This is a genomic window from Pseudomonas sp. C9-3, assembly GCF_032392015.1.
In the GTDB taxonomy this organism is placed as follows: domain Bacteria; phylum Pseudomonadota; class Gammaproteobacteria; order Pseudomonadales; family Pseudomonadaceae; genus Pseudomonas; species Pseudomonas nitroreducens.
This window is the reverse complement of record NZ_CP135919.1, coordinates 3,787,601-3,805,282: the sequence shown is the minus strand read 5'-3', so window position 1 is coordinate 3,805,282 and position 17,682 is coordinate 3,787,601. Positions and strand designations below refer to the sequence as shown.

16 protein-coding genes and 4 tRNA genes are annotated in these 17,682 nt (G+C 64.9%); 13 read left to right on the top strand and 7 right to left on the bottom strand.

Going from position 1 to position 17,682, the window contains the following annotated elements; genetic code table 11:
- Positions 1 to 43: 43 nt before the first annotated feature.
- Both RS899_RS17205 and RS899_RS17200 read right to left on the bottom strand, forming a co-directional pair.
- Positions 44 to 1,543 carry an MDR family MFS transporter gene (locus RS899_RS17205; protein ID WP_315810449.1) on the bottom strand — a complete coding sequence of 500 codons (1,500 nt, stop codon included), beginning with the start codon at positions 1,541 to 1,543 and terminating at the stop codon, positions 44 to 46.
- A 49-nt stretch (positions 1,544 to 1,592) separates the two neighbouring features.
- Positions 1,593 to 2,627, bottom strand: coding sequence for an HlyD family secretion protein (locus tag RS899_RS17200; protein ID WP_233299501.1), 1,035 nt, complete (start codon positions 2,625 to 2,627; stop codon positions 1,593 to 1,595).
- A gap of 110 nt (positions 2,628 to 2,737) precedes the next feature.
- Between RS899_RS17200 and RS899_RS17195 the strand changes: the two genes are divergently transcribed.
- The 11 genes from RS899_RS17195 (at position 2,738) to RS899_RS17145 (ending at position 9,810) form a co-directional block, all read left to right on the top strand.
- Positions 2,738 to 3,658, top strand: a complete 921-nt coding sequence (locus RS899_RS17195; protein WP_054909154.1) for a LysR family transcriptional regulator — start codon at positions 2,738 to 2,740, stop codon at positions 3,656 to 3,658.
- Between the two features lie 63 nt (positions 3,659 to 3,721).
- Positions 3,722 to 5,206, top strand: coding sequence for a glutamate--tRNA ligase (gene gltX / locus RS899_RS17190; RefSeq protein ID WP_233299500.1), 1,485 nt, complete (start codon positions 3,722 to 3,724; stop codon positions 5,204 to 5,206).
- Between the two features lie 280 nt (positions 5,207 to 5,486).
- Positions 5,487 to 5,562, top strand: a tRNA-Ala gene (locus RS899_RS17185).
- Between the two features lie 53 nt (positions 5,563 to 5,615).
- Positions 5,616 to 5,691: transfer RNA gene (locus tag RS899_RS17180), tRNA-Glu, on the top strand.
- A gap of 44 nt (positions 5,692 to 5,735) precedes the next feature.
- Positions 5,736 to 5,811: transfer RNA gene (locus tag RS899_RS17175), tRNA-Ala, on the top strand.
- A 58-nt stretch (positions 5,812 to 5,869) separates the two neighbouring features.
- Positions 5,870 to 5,945, top strand: a tRNA-Glu gene (locus tag RS899_RS17170).
- A 164-nt stretch (positions 5,946 to 6,109) separates the two neighbouring features.
- Positions 6,110 to 6,649: a TetR/AcrR family transcriptional regulator gene (locus RS899_RS17165; protein ID WP_315807665.1), complete on the top strand. Its 540-nt coding sequence runs from the start codon at positions 6,110 to 6,112 to the stop codon at positions 6,647 to 6,649.
- A 14-nt stretch (positions 6,650 to 6,663) separates the two neighbouring features.
- The gene (locus tag RS899_RS17160; protein WP_054909156.1) at positions 6,664 to 7,503 is read left to right on the top strand and encodes an alpha/beta fold hydrolase; all 840 of its coding nucleotides are present in this window, start codon (positions 6,664 to 6,666) and stop codon (positions 7,501 to 7,503) included.
- A 168-nt stretch (positions 7,504 to 7,671) separates the two neighbouring features.
- Positions 7,672 to 8,322 (top strand): bifunctional 4-hydroxy-2-oxoglutarate aldolase/2-dehydro-3-deoxy-phosphogluconate aldolase, encoded by a 651-nt coding sequence (locus RS899_RS17155; protein ID WP_315807664.1) that lies wholly within the window; start codon positions 7,672 to 7,674, stop codon positions 8,320 to 8,322.
- Positions 8,319 to 8,774, top strand: a complete 456-nt coding sequence (locus RS899_RS17150) for an acyl-CoA thioesterase (protein ID WP_054909158.1) — start codon at positions 8,319 to 8,321, stop codon at positions 8,772 to 8,774. Before RS899_RS17155 ends, RS899_RS17150 begins: the two co-directional genes overlap by 4 nt.
- 76 nt (positions 8,775 to 8,850) lie before the next feature.
- Positions 8,851 to 9,810 (top strand): tRNA dihydrouridine synthase, encoded by a 960-nt coding sequence (locus RS899_RS17145; RefSeq protein ID WP_315807663.1) that lies wholly within the window; start codon positions 8,851 to 8,853, stop codon positions 9,808 to 9,810.
- Positions 9,811 to 9,926: 116 nt separating this feature from the next.
- Here RS899_RS17145 and RS899_RS17140 read toward each other — a convergent pair whose 3' ends face one another.
- On the bottom strand, positions 9,927 to 10,673 hold the full coding sequence (locus RS899_RS17140; protein ID WP_315807662.1) for an SDR family oxidoreductase: 747 nt from the start codon (positions 10,671 to 10,673) through the stop codon (positions 9,927 to 9,929).
- Between the two features lie 147 nt (positions 10,674 to 10,820).
- Here RS899_RS17140 and RS899_RS17135 point away from each other — a divergent pair, with 147 nt between their 5' ends.
- A complete protein-coding gene (locus RS899_RS17135) occupies positions 10,821 to 11,267 on the top strand; it encodes an Hsp20 family protein (RefSeq protein ID WP_024766905.1) in 447 nt (148 codons plus the stop codon).
- An 84-nt stretch (positions 11,268 to 11,351) separates the two neighbouring features.
- Here RS899_RS17135 and RS899_RS17130 read toward each other — a convergent pair whose 3' ends face one another.
- Genes RS899_RS17130 through RS899_RS17120 form a run of 3 tightly spaced genes read right to left on the bottom strand, consistent with a single transcriptional unit; the run spans position 11,352 to position 13,981 of the window.
- On the bottom strand, positions 11,352 to 12,413 hold the full coding sequence (locus tag RS899_RS17130; protein WP_024766906.1) for a YkvI family membrane protein: 1,062 nt from the start codon (positions 12,411 to 12,413) through the stop codon (positions 11,352 to 11,354).
- Positions 12,414 to 12,473: 60 nt separating this feature from the next.
- Positions 12,474 to 12,848 (bottom strand): RidA family protein, encoded by a 375-nt coding sequence (locus tag RS899_RS17125; protein WP_045211910.1) that lies wholly within the window; start codon positions 12,846 to 12,848, stop codon positions 12,474 to 12,476.
- Positions 12,849 to 12,868: 20 nt separating this feature from the next.
- Positions 12,869 to 13,981, bottom strand: coding sequence for an FAD-binding oxidoreductase (locus RS899_RS17120; protein WP_315807661.1), 1,113 nt, complete (start codon positions 13,979 to 13,981; stop codon positions 12,869 to 12,871).
- Between the two features lie 111 nt (positions 13,982 to 14,092).
- Here RS899_RS17120 and RS899_RS17115 point away from each other — a divergent pair, with 111 nt between their 5' ends.
- Entirely contained in the window at positions 14,093 to 14,716 is a 624-nt protein-coding gene (locus RS899_RS17115) for a helix-turn-helix domain-containing protein (RefSeq protein ID WP_054909163.1), read from the top strand.
- Positions 14,717 to 14,722: 6 nt separating this feature from the next.
- On the opposite strand, the gene RS899_RS17110 is transcribed toward RS899_RS17115, so the two are convergent.
- Complete coding sequence (locus tag RS899_RS17110) at positions 14,723 to 17,596, bottom strand: sensor domain-containing protein (protein ID WP_315807660.1); 2,874 nt, start codon at positions 17,594 to 17,596, stop codon at positions 14,723 to 14,725.
- Positions 17,597 to 17,682: the final 86 nt, after the last annotated feature.

Below are 17,682 nucleotides of genomic sequence, written 5' to 3'. Positions count from 1 at the left end.
CGCGAGCAAGCTCGCTCCTACAGCGTTTTGCGAGGCCAGGGACTCAATGCGCCCCGGCCGCCGCACCAGCCCCCACGCCCACCGGCAGCGGCCGCGTCAGCAACACCGCCACCATGCTGACTGCCAGCACAATGCCGATGGCATGGAAGGCGTCGTTGTAGGCCATGATCGCCGCCTGCTGGTGGACGATCTCGCTGATCTTGCCCAGTGCCGCCTGCTGTGTTCCCAACTGCGAAGTCAGCTGCGCCAGGCGTTCATCCACGGCGCCATTCACCGGCACCACCGCTTCGCGCAGGTAGTCGTAATAGACCTTGGCGCGGCTATCCAGCAGCGTGGCGAGTAGCGCGATGCCGATGGCGCCGCCCAGGTTGCGCAGAATGTTGAACAGGCTCGAAGCCGAGCCCGCGTCCTGCGGCTGCAGGTAGACGGTGGCGATCAGCGAGATGGTGACCATCACCATCGGTTGGCCAAGGGCGCGCAGCAGCTGGATCTGATTGAACTGCGGGCCGGCGAAGTCCGGATTGAGCACGCCGGAGAAGAAGCTCGCCATGCCGAACAGGCCAAAACCTACGGCGCACAGCAATCGCGGCTCGATGATCTTCATCAGCTTGGGGATCAGCGGGATGAGGAACAACTGCGGCACACCCATCCACATGATCACCTCGCCGATCTGCATGGCGTTGTAGCCCTGGATCTGTGCGAGATACAGCGGCAGCACGTAGATCGAACCGTACAGTCCCATGCCCAGGCCGATGCTGGAAATGCTCGACAGGCCGAAGTTGCGGTTGCGCAGGATGCCCAGGTTGATCAGCGGGTTGGGCCGCGAGGTCTGCAGGATCACGAAGAGGATCAGGCTGACCAGGGCGATACTGCCCAGGCTGACGATCAGGTTCGATTCCAGCCAATCCTTGCGGTGGCCTTCTTCCAGGAACACCTGCAGGCAGCCCAGGCCGATGGCCATGGTGACGATGCCGGCGTAGTCGGTGCTTTTCAGCAGCTCCCAGTGCGGCGGCTTCTTTTCCAGGCCGTAGAGCAGCCCGGCGATCATCAGCAGGCCCGGCGGGATGTTGATGTAGAAGATGTACTCCCAGCCGAAGTTCTCGGTCAGCCAGCCGCCCAGGGTCGGGCCGATGGAGGGCGCGAAAGTGGCGGTGATGGCGAACAGCGCCATGCCCTTGGGGCGGTGGTGCTCCGGCAGCTTGATCAGCGCCAGGGTGAACGCCAGGGGAATCAGCGCGCCGCCGGTGAAGCCCTGCATGGCGCGGAACACGATCATGCTCTCCAGGTTCCAGGCGAACGAGCAGAGCAGCGAGGAGAACAGGAAACCGACCGAGATCATCCACGCCAGCCGGCGTGCCGAGAGCAGCTGCACCAGCCAGGCGGTGAGCGGGATCATGATGATTTCCGCCACCAGGTAGGAGGTGGAAATCCACGAGCCTTCCTCCAGGGTGGCGGCCAGCGCGCCCTGGATATCCTTCAGCGAGGAGTTGGTGATCTGGATGTCGAGAACCGCCATGAACGCGCCGAGCATGGCGCTGAACACGGCGATCCAGTCGCGGCGGGTCGGTTCCCCGACCGGCCGCACCAGGGCATCAGCGGACACGCAGCTCGACCTCGGCCTCGACGGACATGCCCGGGCGGATCAGGCCCTTGAGCGGGTTGTCGTCGGCGAAGGTGATCTTGACCGGGATGCGCTGCACCACCTTGGTGAAGTTGCCGGTGGCGTTGTCCGGCGGCAGCAGGCTGAACTGTGCGCCGGAGGCGGCGAACAGGCTCTGCACCTTGCCTTCGATGGGGGTGTCGGGGAAGGAGTCGAACACCAGTCGGGTGGTCTGGCCGGGGCGCATCTTGCCGATCTGGGTTTCCTTGAAGTTGGCCTGTACCCAGATGCCGTCGTCCGGCACCAGCGACAGCAACTGGCTGCCGACCTGTACGTATTGGCCGACGCGGGCGCCGCGCTGGCCGACCAGGCCGCTGACCGGCGCGTGGATCTCGGTGCGGGCGAGGTTGATCTCGGCCTGGGTGATGTCGGCGCGGGCGCTCTCGATCTGCGCCTGCAGGCGCTGGATGTCGGTACCCAGGGTTTCGCGCTGTACGCGCTGGGCCTGCAGATCAGCCTGGGCCTTGGCCACCTGGGAGCGGGCGACGTTGGAGTCGGCGGCCAGGGTGGTGACGCGCTCTTCCGACACATAGCCGGGCTTGCGCAGCGCTTGGGCGCGGCCGAGATCGACTTCGGTGCGGCCGAGGGTGGCCTGGCTGGCGTTCACGTCGGCCGCGCTGGCGGCGATCATGCTGGTCTGGCCCTTGAGCTTGCTGCGCGCCTGCTCCAGCTCTGCCTCGCGGGTGGCCAGGGTGGCCTTGGCGCGGTCCAGCGCGAGCTGGAAGTCAGCGGCCTCCAGTTTTACCAGCAACTGGCCTTTCTCCACGTGCTGGTTGTCCTGCACCAGCACCTCGTCGACGCGGGCGCCGAGCTGGCTGGCAATGCGGGTGATCTCGCCCTGCACGTAAGCGTTATCGGTGGTCTCGACGAAGCGGCCGATGAAGTACCAGCGCGCCAGGAAGGCGAGGGCGACCACGGCGAGGATGACGAAGAACACGGTCAGGCGGCGTTGTAATTGTGCGGGCATAGGTAAACGAGCGTTTGGTTGGCCAAAAAAATGTTTGCCAATGTAACAGTGTTCCGTGGCGGCACGTAGCCGCTACACTTCGGAAACTTTGTTGCTTATAGGGAACAATCATGGGGCTGGATGATGCGCTGATCTTCACCCGCGTCGTGGAGCTGCACAGTTTCACCCAGGCGGCGCAAAGCCTGGGCATGCAGAAATCGACAGTGAGCCGGCGTATCGCTTTGCTGGAAGAGCGCCTGGGCGTGCGGTTGCTCAACCGCACCACGCGCAAGCTGCGCCTGACCGAAGTGGGGCAGGCGTACTACGACCGTTGCCGGCAGATCATGCATGACTTCGCCGAGGCCGAGCAGGCGGTGATGCAGTTGCAGCAGGCGCCCTCGGGATTGTTGCGGATCAGCGCGCCCATCGAGTTCGGCCAGATGTACCTGGCCAAGGTGCTGGGCGATTTCATGAACCTTTATCCACAGATCACCGCCGAAGTCGAACTGACCTCGCGCAACGTCGATCCGCTGGAGGAAGGTGTGGATATCGTCATCATGGTCGGCCAGCCGGAAGACTCGACCCTGATCGCCCGGCGCATGCTCACCACCAACCGCTGCCTGTGCGCCAGCCCGGACTACCTGGCGCTGCATGGCCGACCCGAGACGGTCGAGGAGCTGGCCGGCCATCGCGCGGTATTGTTGCAGGCCGATTCCCAGCGCTACTGGCCGCTGCGTGGGGAGACCGTGCCATGCCACCGGGTGCTCTCGTGCAACAACATCACCTTCGCCCGCGAGACAGTGCTGGCGGGGGCGGGAATCGCCTCGCTGCCGGAACTCATCGTTGACGAAGAACTGGCCAGCGGCCGCCTGGTCCGGGTGCTGCCACACATTCAGCTGCCGGTGGGCGAGCTCTACGCGGTCTACCCGTCGCGACGCTTCCAGGCGATGAAGGTGAAGGCCTTCCTCGACTTCCTGATCAACAACCTGCCTATCGATCCCGGTCGCTGGCTGGAGCCGAAGGCGGCCCGCCTGATACCATCGCACCCATGAGCGCGCGCGCCGTCGCGCGCTGTCGCCGCTTCACACGAAGAATTGCTTCACACGAGAGCCTTCATGACCACAGTCCGCACCCGTATCGCGCCGTCTCCCACCGGTGACCCGCACGTCGGCACCGCGTATATCGCGCTGTTCAACCTCTGCTTCGCCCGCCAGCACGGCGGTCAGTTCATCCTGCGTATCGAGGACACCGACCAGGTGCGCTCGACCCGCGAGTCGGAACAGCAGATCTTCGACGCACTGCGCTGGCTGGGTATCGAGTGGGATGAGGGCCCGGACGTTGGCGGCCCGCACGGCCCGTATCGGCAGAGCGAGCGTGGCGCCATCTATAAGCAGTACAGCGACGAGCTGGTCGAGAAGGGGCACGCCTTCCCCTGCTTCTGCTCTTCCGAGCGCCTCGACGCGCTGCGTGCCGAGCAGCAGGCGCGCAAGGAAACCCCGCGCTACGACGGCCATTGCATGCACATCCCGAAAGAGGAGTCGGCCAAGCGCATTGCCGCTGGCGAATCCCACGTCGTGCGCATGAAGGTGCCGACCGAGGGTGTCTGCGTGGTGCCGGACATGCTCCGTGGCGACGTGGAAATCCCGTGGGACCGCATGGACATGCAGGTGCTGATGAAGGCCGACGGCCTGCCCACGTACTTCCTCGCCAACGTGGTCGACGACCACCTGATGGGCATCACCCACGTCCTCCGCGGCGAAGAGTGGCTGCCTTCGGCGCCCAAGCTGATCAAGCTGTACGAGTACTTCGGCTGGGAGCAGCCGGTGCTGTGCTACATGCCGCTGCTGCGCAACCCGGACAAGAGCAAGCTGTCCAAGCGCAAGAATCCCACCTCCATCACCTTCTACGAGCGCATGGGCCTGCTGCCCCAGGCGCTGTTGAACTACCTCGGCCGCATGGGCTGGTCCATGCCTGACGAGCGCGAGAAGTTCAGCCTGGCGGAGATGATCGAGCATTTCGACCTGTCCCGCGTGTCGCTGGGCGGGCCGATCTTCGATATCGAGAAGCTCTCCTGGCTGAACGGCCAGTGGATCCGCGAGCTGTCCGTCGAGGACTTCGCGAAGGAAGTACAGAAGTGGGCGCTCAACCCCGAGTACCTGATGAAGATCGCCCCGCACGTGCAAGGCCGCGTGGAGAACTTCAGCCAGATCGCTCCGCTGGCCGGTTTCTTCTTCAGCGGCGGCGTGCAGCTGGACGCCAAGCTGTTCGAGCACAAGAAACTCGATGCCACCCAGGTTCGCCAGGTGCTGCAACTGGTCCTGTGGAAGCTCGAAGCGCTGCGCCAGTGGGAGAAGGATCGCATCACCGCGACCATCCAGGCTGTGGCCGAACACCTGGGTCTCAAGCTGCGTGACGTGATGCCGCTGATGTTCCCGGCGATCACCGGCGCGGCCAGTTCAGTGTCGGTGCTCGACGCCATGGAAATCCTCGGTGCCGACCTGTCGCGCTATCGCCTGCGCCAGGCCCTGGAACTGCTGGGTGGTGCGTCGAAGAAAGAAGCCAAGGAGTGGGAAAAGATTCGCGACGCCATCGGCTCCTGAGTTCTTTCCTACACTGAAAAAGGCCGGACGCTGCAAAGCACCGGCCTTTTTCATACCGGCATCGTTGATTGCGGACGTACCGGGGGAGGGCAGCCGAGCCGCGGATTTCGCCGGCCGGAAACCGCGGTGGTCACTTAAGTGATTGTTCTGTGGGAGAAAAAAATAAGAAATCTGAAAAAATGTTGTTGACAGGGGTTCGCCTCGCCCCTAAGATGCGCCCCGTTCCAGCGACGAACTGAACTGACAGGGCGAAGCGGAACGGTAGATCCAGCGGTACTTTGGGGCTATAGCTCAGCTGGGAGAGCGCTTGCATGGCATGCAAGAGGTCGACGGTTCGATCCCGTCTAGCTCCACCAAATTACCAGTAGGTCTTGCCTGGTCCGGGCAAGGCTGAAATCGAAGGTTTTGCGTCCCCTTCGTCTAGTGGCCTAGGACACCGCCCTTTCACGGCGGTAACAGGGGTTCGAGTCCCCTAGGGGACGCCACTATTCCAGCGACGATGCGTTCGCGTCGTCAGCCAGAGTCATCTGGGGCTATAGCTCAGCTGGGAGAGCGCTTGCATGGCATGCAAGAGGTCGACGGTTCGATCCCGTCTAGCTCCACCAAATTCCCATACGGGATGAAGCCAGAATCCACCGCCTGGTGGGTTTCTTCGAAGGATATGTCCCCTTCGTCTAGTGGCCTAGGACACCGCCCTTTCACGGCGGTAACAGGGGTTCGAGTCCCCTAGGGGACGCCATTTTTATCGCTCTGCGATGCCTATAGGGCCACTGAGACTTTCAGTGGCCCTTTTGTTTTTATCCCTCCCGAAAATTTTCTCCCGACCGGCGGTCGCAATTTCTGCTTGCCGATTTTTATTATGAGAATAATATTCTATCCATAATATTTCAGCCGGAGGCCGCCATGAGCGACAAGAAAGCCCAGACCCGCGAACGCATCCTGTCTGCTGCCACCAGCGCGCTGCTGCAGCGCGGCCCGGTCGGCCCGAGCGTGGGCGAGGTGATGTCGGCGGCGGGGCTGACGGTGGGCGGCTTTTATTCGCACTTCGAGAGCAAGGATGCGCTGATGCTGGAAGCCTTCCGCGAACTGCTCGCCAAGCGTCGCGAAGGGCTCAAGCGCTTCGATCCGAGGTTGAGCTTCGCCGAGCGCCGCGCGCTGACGGCGCAGTTCTACCTGTCGCGCAAGCATCGCGATACCGAGGAGGAGGGTTGCCCGATTCCCAGTTCGCTCAACGAGGTGGCCAACCTGCCGGAAGCTTTCCGCCAGACCCTGGAAGAGCACGTGGAATTGATGGTCGCGGCTTTGGCCGGGCGTCCTGAAGAGATCGACACGGTGCTCAGCGACATGGCCCTGATGATTGGTGGCTTGGCGCTGGCACGGGCCCTGGGCGACGGCGACCTGTCCGATCGCGTCCTGCGTGCCGCGAAGAAAGCGGTGATCTGAGGAGGTGCGAAAAAATGAATAGCCTGAGCTGGGTTCGAGGCATCAATGCCACCCTGGGGCGCGTGGCGCCGCAATGGGCGGCGGGGCGCATGCGTGAGCTGTTCGTGACGCCTAATGAACATGCGCCGCGTGATTGGGAGCTGCCGCTGCTGGCCAGCTCGGAGCGCGTGACCCTGCGCTTCGGCTTGTCCGCGTTGCGCTGGGGAGAAGGGCCGGCTGTGTTGCTGATGCACGGTTGGGAAGGGCGGCCCACCCAGTTCGCCACCCTGATCGAGAATCTGGTGGGCGCCGGCTACGGCGTGATCGCCCTGGACGGACCGGGCCATGGGCGCTCGCCCGGTCGGGAAGCGGATATCGTGCTGTTCGCCCGTGCGCTCCTTGAGGCGGCTGGCGAGCTGCCTCCGCTGCGCGCCGTGATCGGCCATTCCATGGGCGGCGCCAGCGCCTTGCTGGCCACCCAGATGGGCTTGCGTACCGAAACGCTGGTCACCATCGGTGCGCCCAGCAACGTGCTCGGCGTCCTGCGGGGCTTCTCCAAAGTCGTCGGCTTGCCGCCGGTAGCGCGCTCGCGTTTCATCCGGATGATCGAAAGCCGCGCGGGGATCGCCGCCAGGCAGTTGGATGTGGCGCGCTATCAGCTGGACTTTCCTGGCCTGGTGGTTCACGCCGAGGATGACCGCTACGTGCGCGTGAGCGAGGCGGCGGCTATTCATGAAGCCTGGCCGCAAAGCCGGCTGCTGCGCCTGCCCGCTGGTGGACATCACCGGGTGATGGCGGACGCAGCTGTCATCGACGCGATTCTCGAGTTGCTGGAAGCGGTCGAGGAGCCGCTGCCCCTGGCCCTGGTTTCCTGAGTCATTCACCCAGGTGATGACGGCGGCTACAGGCCGCCGTTTTCGTTTCGTGATGGCCCCTTGCGGGTCGTCAGGCCCGGCGCGCTGGCGTAGACTTTCGGGCATTTCCGGCCGCCCCGGCCTGGGCGCGACGTCTTGCGCACGTGGGTGGTCGATTGGGGGGAATGCATGAATCTGTCGCTGGATTGGGTACTGCAGAAGGCGCGCCCTGTCATGCCGGTGCTGGTGATCGACGATGTGGCGCTGGCCACTGACCTGGCGCGCGCACTGTATGACGGGGGTGTGCGGGTGCTGGAAGTGACCCTGCGCACGCCGCAGGCGCTGGATGCGGTCGCGGAGATCCGTCGCGAGCTGCCGGAGATGATCGTCGGTGCCGGTACCCTGATCCACACCGAGCAATTCCAGGAAGCCCGCGACGCTGGTGCCCAGTTCGCCGTCAGCCCCGGCTGCACGCCGCGCCTGGTGGCTGCTGCCGATGACGCGAAGTTGCCATTCCTGCCGGGTGTGATGACGCCTTCGGAAGTGTTGGTGGCGCTGGAGTACGGCTATCGCTCGCTGAAGCTCTTCCCCGCCGACGGCAACGCCGCGATCAAGATGCTCAAGAGCCTCAAGGCACCTTTCGCCGGCATCCGCTTCTGCCCGACCGGCGGCATCACCCAGGAAAACCTGCTCAACGTGTTGCGCCTGCCTAATGTCGCCTGTGTCGGTGGCACCTGGATCGCACCGCCCAGCCTGGTACGCGCCCGCGCCTGGGATCAGATCACCCAATTGGCCAGTGAGGCGCGCGCGCTGTCTGCAAGCCTGGAGCATGCTTCATGAGTTGGCGGTTACCCGATCCGTTCGTCATCGATATCGAGGTCAAGTCCGAGGACATCGACGGCCTCGGCCACGCCAATAACGCGGTGTACGTCAGTTGGCTGGAGCGCTGCGCCTGGCGGCATTCGCAGAAACTCGGGCTGGACCTGGCCGAGTATCGCCGGCTGGACCGTGCCATGGCTGTGGTCCGTCACGAAGTGGACTACCTGGCCGCCGCCTACGAAGGTGATCAGTTGCAGTTGGCGACCTGGATCGTCGAGTCGGACCAGCGCCTGAAGATGACCCGCTATTTCCAGTTGGTGCGCCCGGCGGATGCCCTGACCCTGCTGCGCGCGCAGACCACCTTCGTCTGCATCGAGCTATCTACCGGCAAACCCAAGCGCATGCCAGCGGAGTTCATCGAAGGTTACGGCCGCGCTCTGCTCTCCCCGGACACTGTGGCCGCCGGCGCGTGATCCGTCGTGCCGCGCTTTTCCCGGCACGGCGCATTCCCTACAATCCGCGGCCTTCGCCACAGCCCGAGATTTCCCCGTGCAGATCGCCCTGGCCCCGATGGAGGGGCTGGTAGATGACATCCTCCGCGATGTGCTGACCCGCGTCGGCGGCATCGACTGGTGCGTCACCGAATTCATCCGCATCAATGACCGATTGCTGCCGCCGTCGTCCTTCCTGGCGCTCGCCCCGGAACTGGCGCACGGCAGCAAGACGCGCGCCGGCGTGCCGATGCGCGTGCAACTGCTCGGCTCCGATCCGCAGCTGCTGGCGGAGAACGCCGTGCAGGCCTGCGAACTGGGTGCGCCGGTGATCGACCTGAATTTCGGCTGCCCGGCCAAGACAGTGAACCGCTCCCGTGGCGGCGCGGTGCTGCTCAAGGAGCCCGAGCTGATGTTCAGCATCATCGAGGCTGTGCGCCGCGCGGTGCCTGCGCACATTCCGGTGACCTCGAAGATGCGCCTGGGCTACGACAGCCCAGACGGCGCCATCGATTGCGCCCGCGCCCTGGCCGACGCCGGTTCCGCCCATGTGGTGGTGCACGCGCGGACCAAGGCCGATGGTTACAAGCCGCCTGCGCATTGGGAGTGGGTGGCGAAAGTATCGGATGCGGTGAAGGTGCCGGTGTTCGCCAATGGCGAAGTCTGGACGCTCGAGGATTACCATCGCTGCCGTTCCATCAGCGGCGTGGCGGACATCATGCTCGGCCGTGGGCTGGTTTCGCGCCCTGATCTGGCCCGGCAGATCGCCGCGTGGCGTGACGGCCGCGAGGTTGTGCCGATGCCCTGGTCGGAAGTGCGCGTGCTGCTCGACGACTTCTGGCGCCAGGCCCGGCGCAAGCTGGCACCGCGCTATGCGCCGGGGCGCCTGAAGCAGTGGCTGGGGATGCTTACCCGCAGTTATCCCGAGGCCGTGGAGCTATTCGCCCAGGTACGCCGCGAGCACGATTGCGACGTGCTGGATCGGATGCTGCAGGTCGAGATCGAAGCAGCCGCCTGATCTGCTCTTCGAAGGAGCGAGCTTGCTCGCGAGCGCGGTTCCTCTCAACGCATCGGTGTTGGGCGGTTCGCGAGCAAGCTCGCTCCTACAAAAGCGTGCGCCACGATTACACCGAATCAGCGCCCACCGCTGACGTCGACGAAACTGCCGGTGGAATAACTGGACTCGTCCGAGGCGAGGAACAGGATCGCCCGCGCCACTTCCTCAGCCTCACCGCCACGTCCCAGCGGAATCGCCGCTTGCAGGCGCTCCACGCGCCCGGGTTCGCCGCCACTGGCATGGATTTCGGTCTTGATCAGCCCAGGCCGCACGGCATTCACGCGGATGCCTTCTGCCGCCACTTCCTTGGCCAGGCCGATGGTCAGGCTGTCCACGGCGCCCTTGGCGGCGGCGTAGTCGATGTACTCGTTGGGCGAGCCCAGGCGCGAGGCCATGGACGAGACGTTGACGATGCTGCCGCCGTTGCCGCCGTGCTTGCGCGCCATGCGTTTGATCGCCTCGCGGCAGCAGAGGAAAGTGCCGGTGACATTCACCGCGAAGACCCGCTGCAGGCGCTCCACGTCCATGTCTTCCAGGCGCATCTGGCGCTCGAGGATGCCGGCGTTGTTCACCAGCACGTCCACGTGGCCGAAGGCTTCGTCTACTTCTCGGAACAGTTGCAGCACATCGCCTTCGTTCGCCACGTCGGCGGCGAAGGCGCGTGCCTTGCCGCCAGCCCCTGTGATTTGTGTTACCAGCGCCTCGGCGGCCTCGCGCTCGCGACGATAGTTGATCGCCACGGCGTAGCCGCGCTCGGCGGCGAGCAGGGCGGTGGCGGCGCCGATGCCGCGACTGGCGCCGGTGATCAGCATGACCTTGTCCATGGAAAATCGTCCTGTGGCGAAGGGGGCTTGAAATGGATTCGAGCAGCCCAATCTATGTTCCTGCGGGAGGCCGAAGACGGGTCCCGCACCGGAGTTCTGAAGACAGGCTCCCGATCATACCTTGCTGAAATTTTCAGGAGATTCGCAATGAGCAACGTCCTTTCCCTCGCCCCGCTGTTCCGCCAGTCCGTCGGCTTCGATCGTTTCAACGATCTGTTCGAATCCGCCCTGCGCAGTGAAAGCGGCAGTTCCTACCCGCCCTACAACGTCGAGAAGCATGGTGACGACCAGTACCGCATCGTCATCGCCGCTGCCGGCCTGCAGGAGGAAGACCTGGAGCTGCAAGTGGAGCGCGGTGTGCTGACCGTCAACGGCGGCAAGCGCGAAAAGGCTTCCGAGAGCGTCACCTACCTGCACCAGGGCATCGCCCAGCGCGCCTTCAAGCTGTCGTTCCGCCTCGCCGACCATATCGAGGTTCAGGGTGCGTCGCTGAAGAACGGCCTGCTCAGCGTCGAGCTGGTGCGTATCGTTCCGGAAGAAGCCAAGCCCAAGCGGATCGCCATCAACGGCCAGCGCCCGGCCATCGAAGGCTGAGCAACGCCACGGCGCTAGTCGGTTCGTAGCCGCAAAGCAAAACGCCCGTCTCGACAGAGACGGGCGTTTTCGTTCGTGCCTCGATCAGGCATTTTGCTCCAGCGGCGCCGAGCGATTGCGCCACCAGGCGATGACGATGGCTGCCATCAGCACGAAGCCCAGGTAACCCATGGCCGGGTAGACCAGCCCCACCAACCTGACGAAGCCGACCTGGCTGGCGATGAAGGCGAGCACCACCGCAACCACGGTCGCCACGCGGAAGGGCACGCCGTAGGCAGCGCAGCGCGCGGCCAGGGTGTAGGCGAAACCGCTGGTGGTGCAATACAGCTTCACCAGCAGCAGGGCGAGCATCACGTCGCCGAACCAGGGTGCGATGTTGTTGCTCAGCAGCAGGGTGGGAATGGCGCTGCCGCCGATCACGTCGATCTGCACCAGCATGACCAGCGCCATGGCGAGGATCAGCACGCCGACGCCGATACCACCGAACACGCCGCCCAGCGCGGCAGTGCGCAAGTTCGCCACGCTGCCCCCCATCACCACCACGGCGGCCGCGGTGGCGGCTACGTTGTAGGAGACGTAGAGCAACGCGCCGAGCAGCCAGTTGGGCGCCGGGTGCGGCACGGCCAGGGCGATCTGCTCCAGCTCTGCCAGCGGCTTCTGGATGTGAGTCAGCGCGTAGATGGCGATGATCGCCACAATGATCATCAGTACCGGGGTAATCAGGCTCATCAGGGTGATCACCCGCTTCAGGCCCATGCACACGGTGATGATGGTCAGCACGCCGAGGACGATCCCGCCGATGGAATGACCGATGCCCAGTTGCTGCTCGAAGGACGAGTTCGCCCCGGCGAACATGACCACCATGGTGCCGAACAGGAAGAAGGTCAGCATCAGGTCGACGACACGGCCCAGCGGCTTGCCACAGATGAACTCCATGGCTTCCTTGTGCGACTGGGTCTGCAGGCGGCTGCCGATCTGGTAGAGGTTCATCAGCAGGAAGGCGAACAGCGCCAGCGCCACCAGGCCGCCGGCAAGACCCATGATGCCGAAGCCGCCGAAGAACTGGAGGATCTCCTGGCCAGAGGCGAAGCCGACGCCCACCACCAGGCCGATGTACGCACCGCCCAGCTTGAGACTGGTTTTCATGATCGAGACTCTGTTGTTGTTATGGGGCGGCCCGGTTCAGCGCCGGACCGCAAAAAGGGCTTACGCCTGGCCGACGTAGGCCTGGATTTCCACCTCGACGTCCACGCCCAGCGCCAGTGCGGACGCCACGCAGGAACGTACCGGCAGGCCCTGGTCGAAGTAGCGCTTGTACACCTCGTTGAAACCGGCGAAGTGGGACATGTCCGACAGCCACACGGTGGCCTTTACCACTTGGGAGAAGTTCGCGCCGCAGGCTTCCAGGCTCTCGGCGATGCGGGTCATCACTGCCTCGGTCTGGGTCTGGATGTCGCCTTTCACCACCTGGCCGTCGGCGGTCATCGGCACCTGGCCGGAGAGGAACAGGAAGCCGCCGGCTTTCACCGCGCGGGAGAAGGGGAAGGGCAGGGTGCTGGGGTAACGCTGGATATCGCTCATGGGTAAGTCTCCGGGGGAATTCAACGCAGGCGCGCCGGGTCCAGGCGCTGGGGATCGACGCCTTCCTGGCGCAGGGATTCGGGGAGCTGCTGGCCGAGCAGCAGCGATTGGGCCAGACGCGAAACGCCGTCAGCGGACTGGATGCCATAGCCGCCCTGGGCGGCCAGCCAGAAGAACGCCGGGTTCTGTGCATCCGCACCAATCACCAGGTCGCCATCGGCGACGAACGAGCGCAGGCCGGCCCAGCTGTGGTTCGGCCGCCGGATCGCCAGGGTGGTGTGCTCCTCGATGTGGTACACGCCCAGGGCGATATCGAGTTCCTCGGGCTGCACGTCCTGCGCTTCCACTGGGTCGGCGTTGGCGGGGGAACCGAGCAACTGGCCGGCATCGGGCTTGAAGTAGAAGCTTTCGTCGATGCCGATCACCGTCGGCCACTGGCTGATGTCCGCGCCGTCGGGCGCCGGGAAGGTAAAGGCGGTACGGCGGCAGGGTTGCAGGCCGATCGGGCGGATGCCGCAGCGCTTGGCCAGGTGATCGGCCCAGGCGCCGGCGGCATTGACCAGTTGCGCGGCCTGTATGACTTCGCCATGGCTGAGTTCCAGCGCCCAGCGGCCATTGGCGTATCGAGCTGAGAGCAACTCGCGGTTGCAGCGCAATTCGCCGCCGCGCTGGCGCAGCGCGCGCAGATAGCCCTGGTGCAGGGCGTGTACGTCGAGATCGCGGGCGTCAGGCTCGTAAAGCGCGCCGATGATGGCGTCCGCGCGAAGGCAGGGGAGGAACTGCAGCGCCTCTTCGGTGCTGATGCGTTCCACGCCGGGCGTGGCTTCGGCCTGGTTCAGCAACTCGATGTGCTCGGGGCCGCCGACGTACAGGCAGCCGCGCGGGGTGAGGATCGGATGCTCGCTGAAGCCGGCCGGCGGGTTCTCGTAGAAGGCGCGGCTGGCACGGGTAAGCGCCTGGATCTGCGGTGTGCCGTAGGCCTCCATGAACATGGCGGCCGAACGCCCGGTAGAGTGGTAGCCGGGCTGCTCTTCGCGTTCCAGTACCAGCACTTTGTGCGTCTCGCTCAGGCGGTAGGCGAGGGAAGCTCCGGCAATGCCGGCGCCGATGATGACGAAATCGAAATGGCTCACTGCAAGGGCCTTCTGAGAGATTTCTCTTATGTGAGAAATCTAAGATATGAGAATTTTTGCGACAAAGGCAAGGCCCGGTAAACTTTCGTCGGCCCCCTCACGAGAAGTCCCATGAGCGAAACCGCCCAAGCACTACCCAAGCCCCAGCAGCTGGATCGAGACGAAGTCGGAGCGCGCCTGCGGGCAGTTCGAAAGCAACAGAAGCTGACCCTGAAACAGCTCTCCGACCTGTCTGGCGTAGCGGTTTCCACCTTGTCGAAGATGGAGCTGGCGCAGGTCGCGGTGAGCTACGACAAGCTGGCCGCCGCCGCCCGGGCGCTGCAGGTGGATATTGCGCAATTGTTCCGCCCATTGCCGCCTGTCGGCGGGCTGATGGGGTTGAAGACTTTCGTGAAGACCCGTGTGGATGATGCTGCCGGCTACGACACTGGTGGTTACGAGTACTACCCGATTGCCGGCGATTTCCCTCAACGCAATATGACGCCGCTGTACGCGCGCATCTTTGCCCGCGAGGTCGGCGAATTCGACGACTACGTTCGCCACCCTGGTCAGGAGTTCGCCATGGTGGTGGCCGGCCGCGTGCGGATCCAGTTCGAGACGGGCGAGTCGGTGAGCATCGGCCTGCGCGAGACGGCCTATTTCGACAGCAGCGTCGGCCATCTTTATCTCAACGATGGCGAGGCCGACGAGGCGCAGGTGATGGTGGTGATGTCGGAGTCGCGGCCCGCCGAGTAGCGAGCTTCAGGTCGCCTGTTGCTCGCGGCCGGGCAGCAGCGCGATGAACTCCTCCAGCGGTACCGGGCGGCTGAACAGGTAGCCCTGGTACAGGTGGCAACCCTGCTCGGCCAGCAGCGCCAGTTGCTCCGGGGTTTCCACCCCTTCAGCCACCAGTTCCAGGCCGAGGCTATGGCCCATGGCAATGATGGCGCGGACGATTTCCGCGTCGTTGCTGTCGTTGGGCGCGTCGCGCACGAAGCTCTGGTCGATCTTCAGGCTGTCCACCGGCAGGCGCTTGAGGTAGGTGAGCGATGAGTAGCCGGTGCCGAAGTCATCCATGGCGAATCGAACGCCGGCCTCGCGCAGGCGCTCCATGCGCGCGATGGTGTCGTCCAGTTGCTGGATCACGATGCCCTCGGTGATCTCCAGCTTGAGCAGGCTGGGCGGCAGCCTGGTCTTGTGCAGCAGCGCCAGCAGGCGCTCGACGAAATCGCTCTGGCGGAACTGCCGCGGGCTGATGTTCACGCTCAGGCTGAAATTCTCGATGTCGATGCGGCCTTCGGCGAGCAGCTGTGCGCCGGTACGGCAGGCTTCCTCGATGACCCACTGGCCGACTTCGACGATCAGCCCGCTGTCCTCCAGTACGCGGATGAAACTGGCCGGCGATTGCGGGCCGAGAGTCGGGTGGCGCCAGCGCAGCAATGCTTCGGCGCCGACGATGCGTGAATCGCGGGTGTCCACCTGCGGCTGGTAGTGCAGGTTGAATTCACGCCGGGCGAGGGCCATGCGCAGGCCGTTCTCCAGGCGCAGGCGCTCGCTGGCTGCCTGCTGCATGGATTCGTGGAACAGCTGCACGGTATTGCGGCCGGCGTCCTTGGCGCGGTACATGGCGATGTCGGCGCGCTTGAGCAGGTCGTCCGGGGTCGCGCCGTCGTCGGGTATCAGCGCGATGCCGATGCTCGGGGTGATCTGCAGGCGGTGGCCGTCCAGCAGCATCGGCTCGGCCAGCAGGTCACGGAGTTTTTCTGCCAGCTGGCGCACCTGCTGGGCGGTTTCCAGTCGGCTGCCTTCGATACCGGTGATCAGCACCACGAACTCGTCGCCGCCCAGGCGGGCCACGGTGTCTTCCTGGCGCACGCTGGCCTCCAGGCGCGCGGTAACCATCTGCAGGATGGAGTCGCCGACGGAGTGGCCGAGGGAATCGTTGATGTGCTTGAAGTGGTCGAGGTCGAGGAACAGCAGCGCACCGCGCAGGCTGTGGCGCTGCAGCAGGGCGATCTGCTGCTTGAGGCGATCCATCAGCAGGGCGCGATTGGGCAGGTCGGTCAGGGCGTCATGGTAGGCGAGGTGCTGGATGCGCGCCTCGGCCTCGCGCAGCTCGCTGGTGTCGCGGGCGGTGAGCAGCAGGCAATTCACGCCGCCCAGTTCGATCGGCTCCACCGACACGTCGACCGTCTTGATCGTGCCGTCACGGTGGCGGCCACGCATTTCCAGGTGGTGGACGAAGCCGTCGCGGTTGAGCGCGGCGATCATGTTCAGGCGCTCGTCCGGGTCGGCCCAGATATTGATACCCAGTGCCGTCTGCCCGATTACCTCGTCGGTACGGTAGCCGGTGAGGCGGTGGAAGCCTTCGTTGACCTCTATGTAGCGGCCGGTGTCGCGCTCGGTGATGGTGATGGCGTCGGGGCTGGAGTGGAACGCCTTGGCGAACTTCTCCTGGCTGGCCTTGAGCGCGGCCTCGGCCTGCAGGCGCCGGGTGACGTCACGGAAGCTGGAGAGGATGCACAGCTGGCGGTCGACCCAGATCAGCCGGCTGGCGACCATGCAGGTGATGGTCTGGCCTTCGCGAGTGAGGAACTGCACTTCGACGTTCTGCAGCGCGTGGTCGCGCATCAGTTGCTCGAACAGGCGCGAGCGCTGGTGATGATCGGCCCAGAAGGTGACCTGGTGGGACGAGCGGCCGATGATGTCCTCGGCGAGCCAGCCGAAAGTGCTGCAGAAGCTCGGGTTCACTTCCACGAATTCGCCGTCGCGCACTCGTGAGACGCAGATCGGGTCCGGGCTGCCCTGGAACAGGCTGGCGAACTTCTCCTCCGAGGCTTGCAGGCTGCGCTCGCGGAGCACGCGTTCGGTGATGTCGAGCAGGGTGCCGGCCATGCGCAGTGGCTTGCCGCTGGTATTGCGGTAGAGGCGGGCGCGGCTCTCCAGGTAGCGGACTTCGCCGGAGTCGAGCTGGGCGCGGTAGGTGAACTGGTAGTCGTTCTCCGGGCCGCGGGCGAGGCGGGCGTAGGCCTGGCGCATGCGCGCGCGGTCGGTCTTGTCGACGCAGGCGAAGAATTCGCCGAAGGGCCCGTGGAAATCCCGGTCAGGCAATTCGTGCAGAACGGCGGCGCGGGCAGAGCCGTAGAGCAGGCCGCTGGGGATATGCCAGTCCCAGATGCCCAGTTGTGCGGAGTCCAGCGCCAGGTCGAGGCGCTCCTGGCTGTCGCGCAGGGCCTGTTCCTGGGCGCGCACACGGGTGATGTCGCGTACGGTCAGGACCAGGCAGGGATGGTCGTCCAGTTCGATCTGGCAGCCGTAGACGCGGGCACTGCGGACTTCACCGGTGCGGGTCAGCAGGGTGACTTCGAAGCCGTCGAGCTGTTGCTCGGTGGCGATCCTGTCGAGCATCCGCTGGCGCTCGTCGAGGCTGCGCCACAGGCCGAGCTGCACCGAGGTGCGGCCAAGCGCTTCCTCGCGGCTCCAGCCGAAGTGGTCGACAAAACTGGCGTTGAGTTCGAGAAATTTTCCGCTGTCCCGGTCGGTGATGACCATGGCGTCGGGCGCGGTGTGAAAGGCTTTGGCGAACTGGTCCTGGCCGTCGGTAGCGAACGGGGGCGTGCGCGGAACGCGGCTCATGCTGCGCTTCCCCGGCAACTGGCGGCACCGGCCAAGTGGGGCCGGCTAACGCATGGTGGCGTGCGGACGGGCATTCGGGCCCCTTC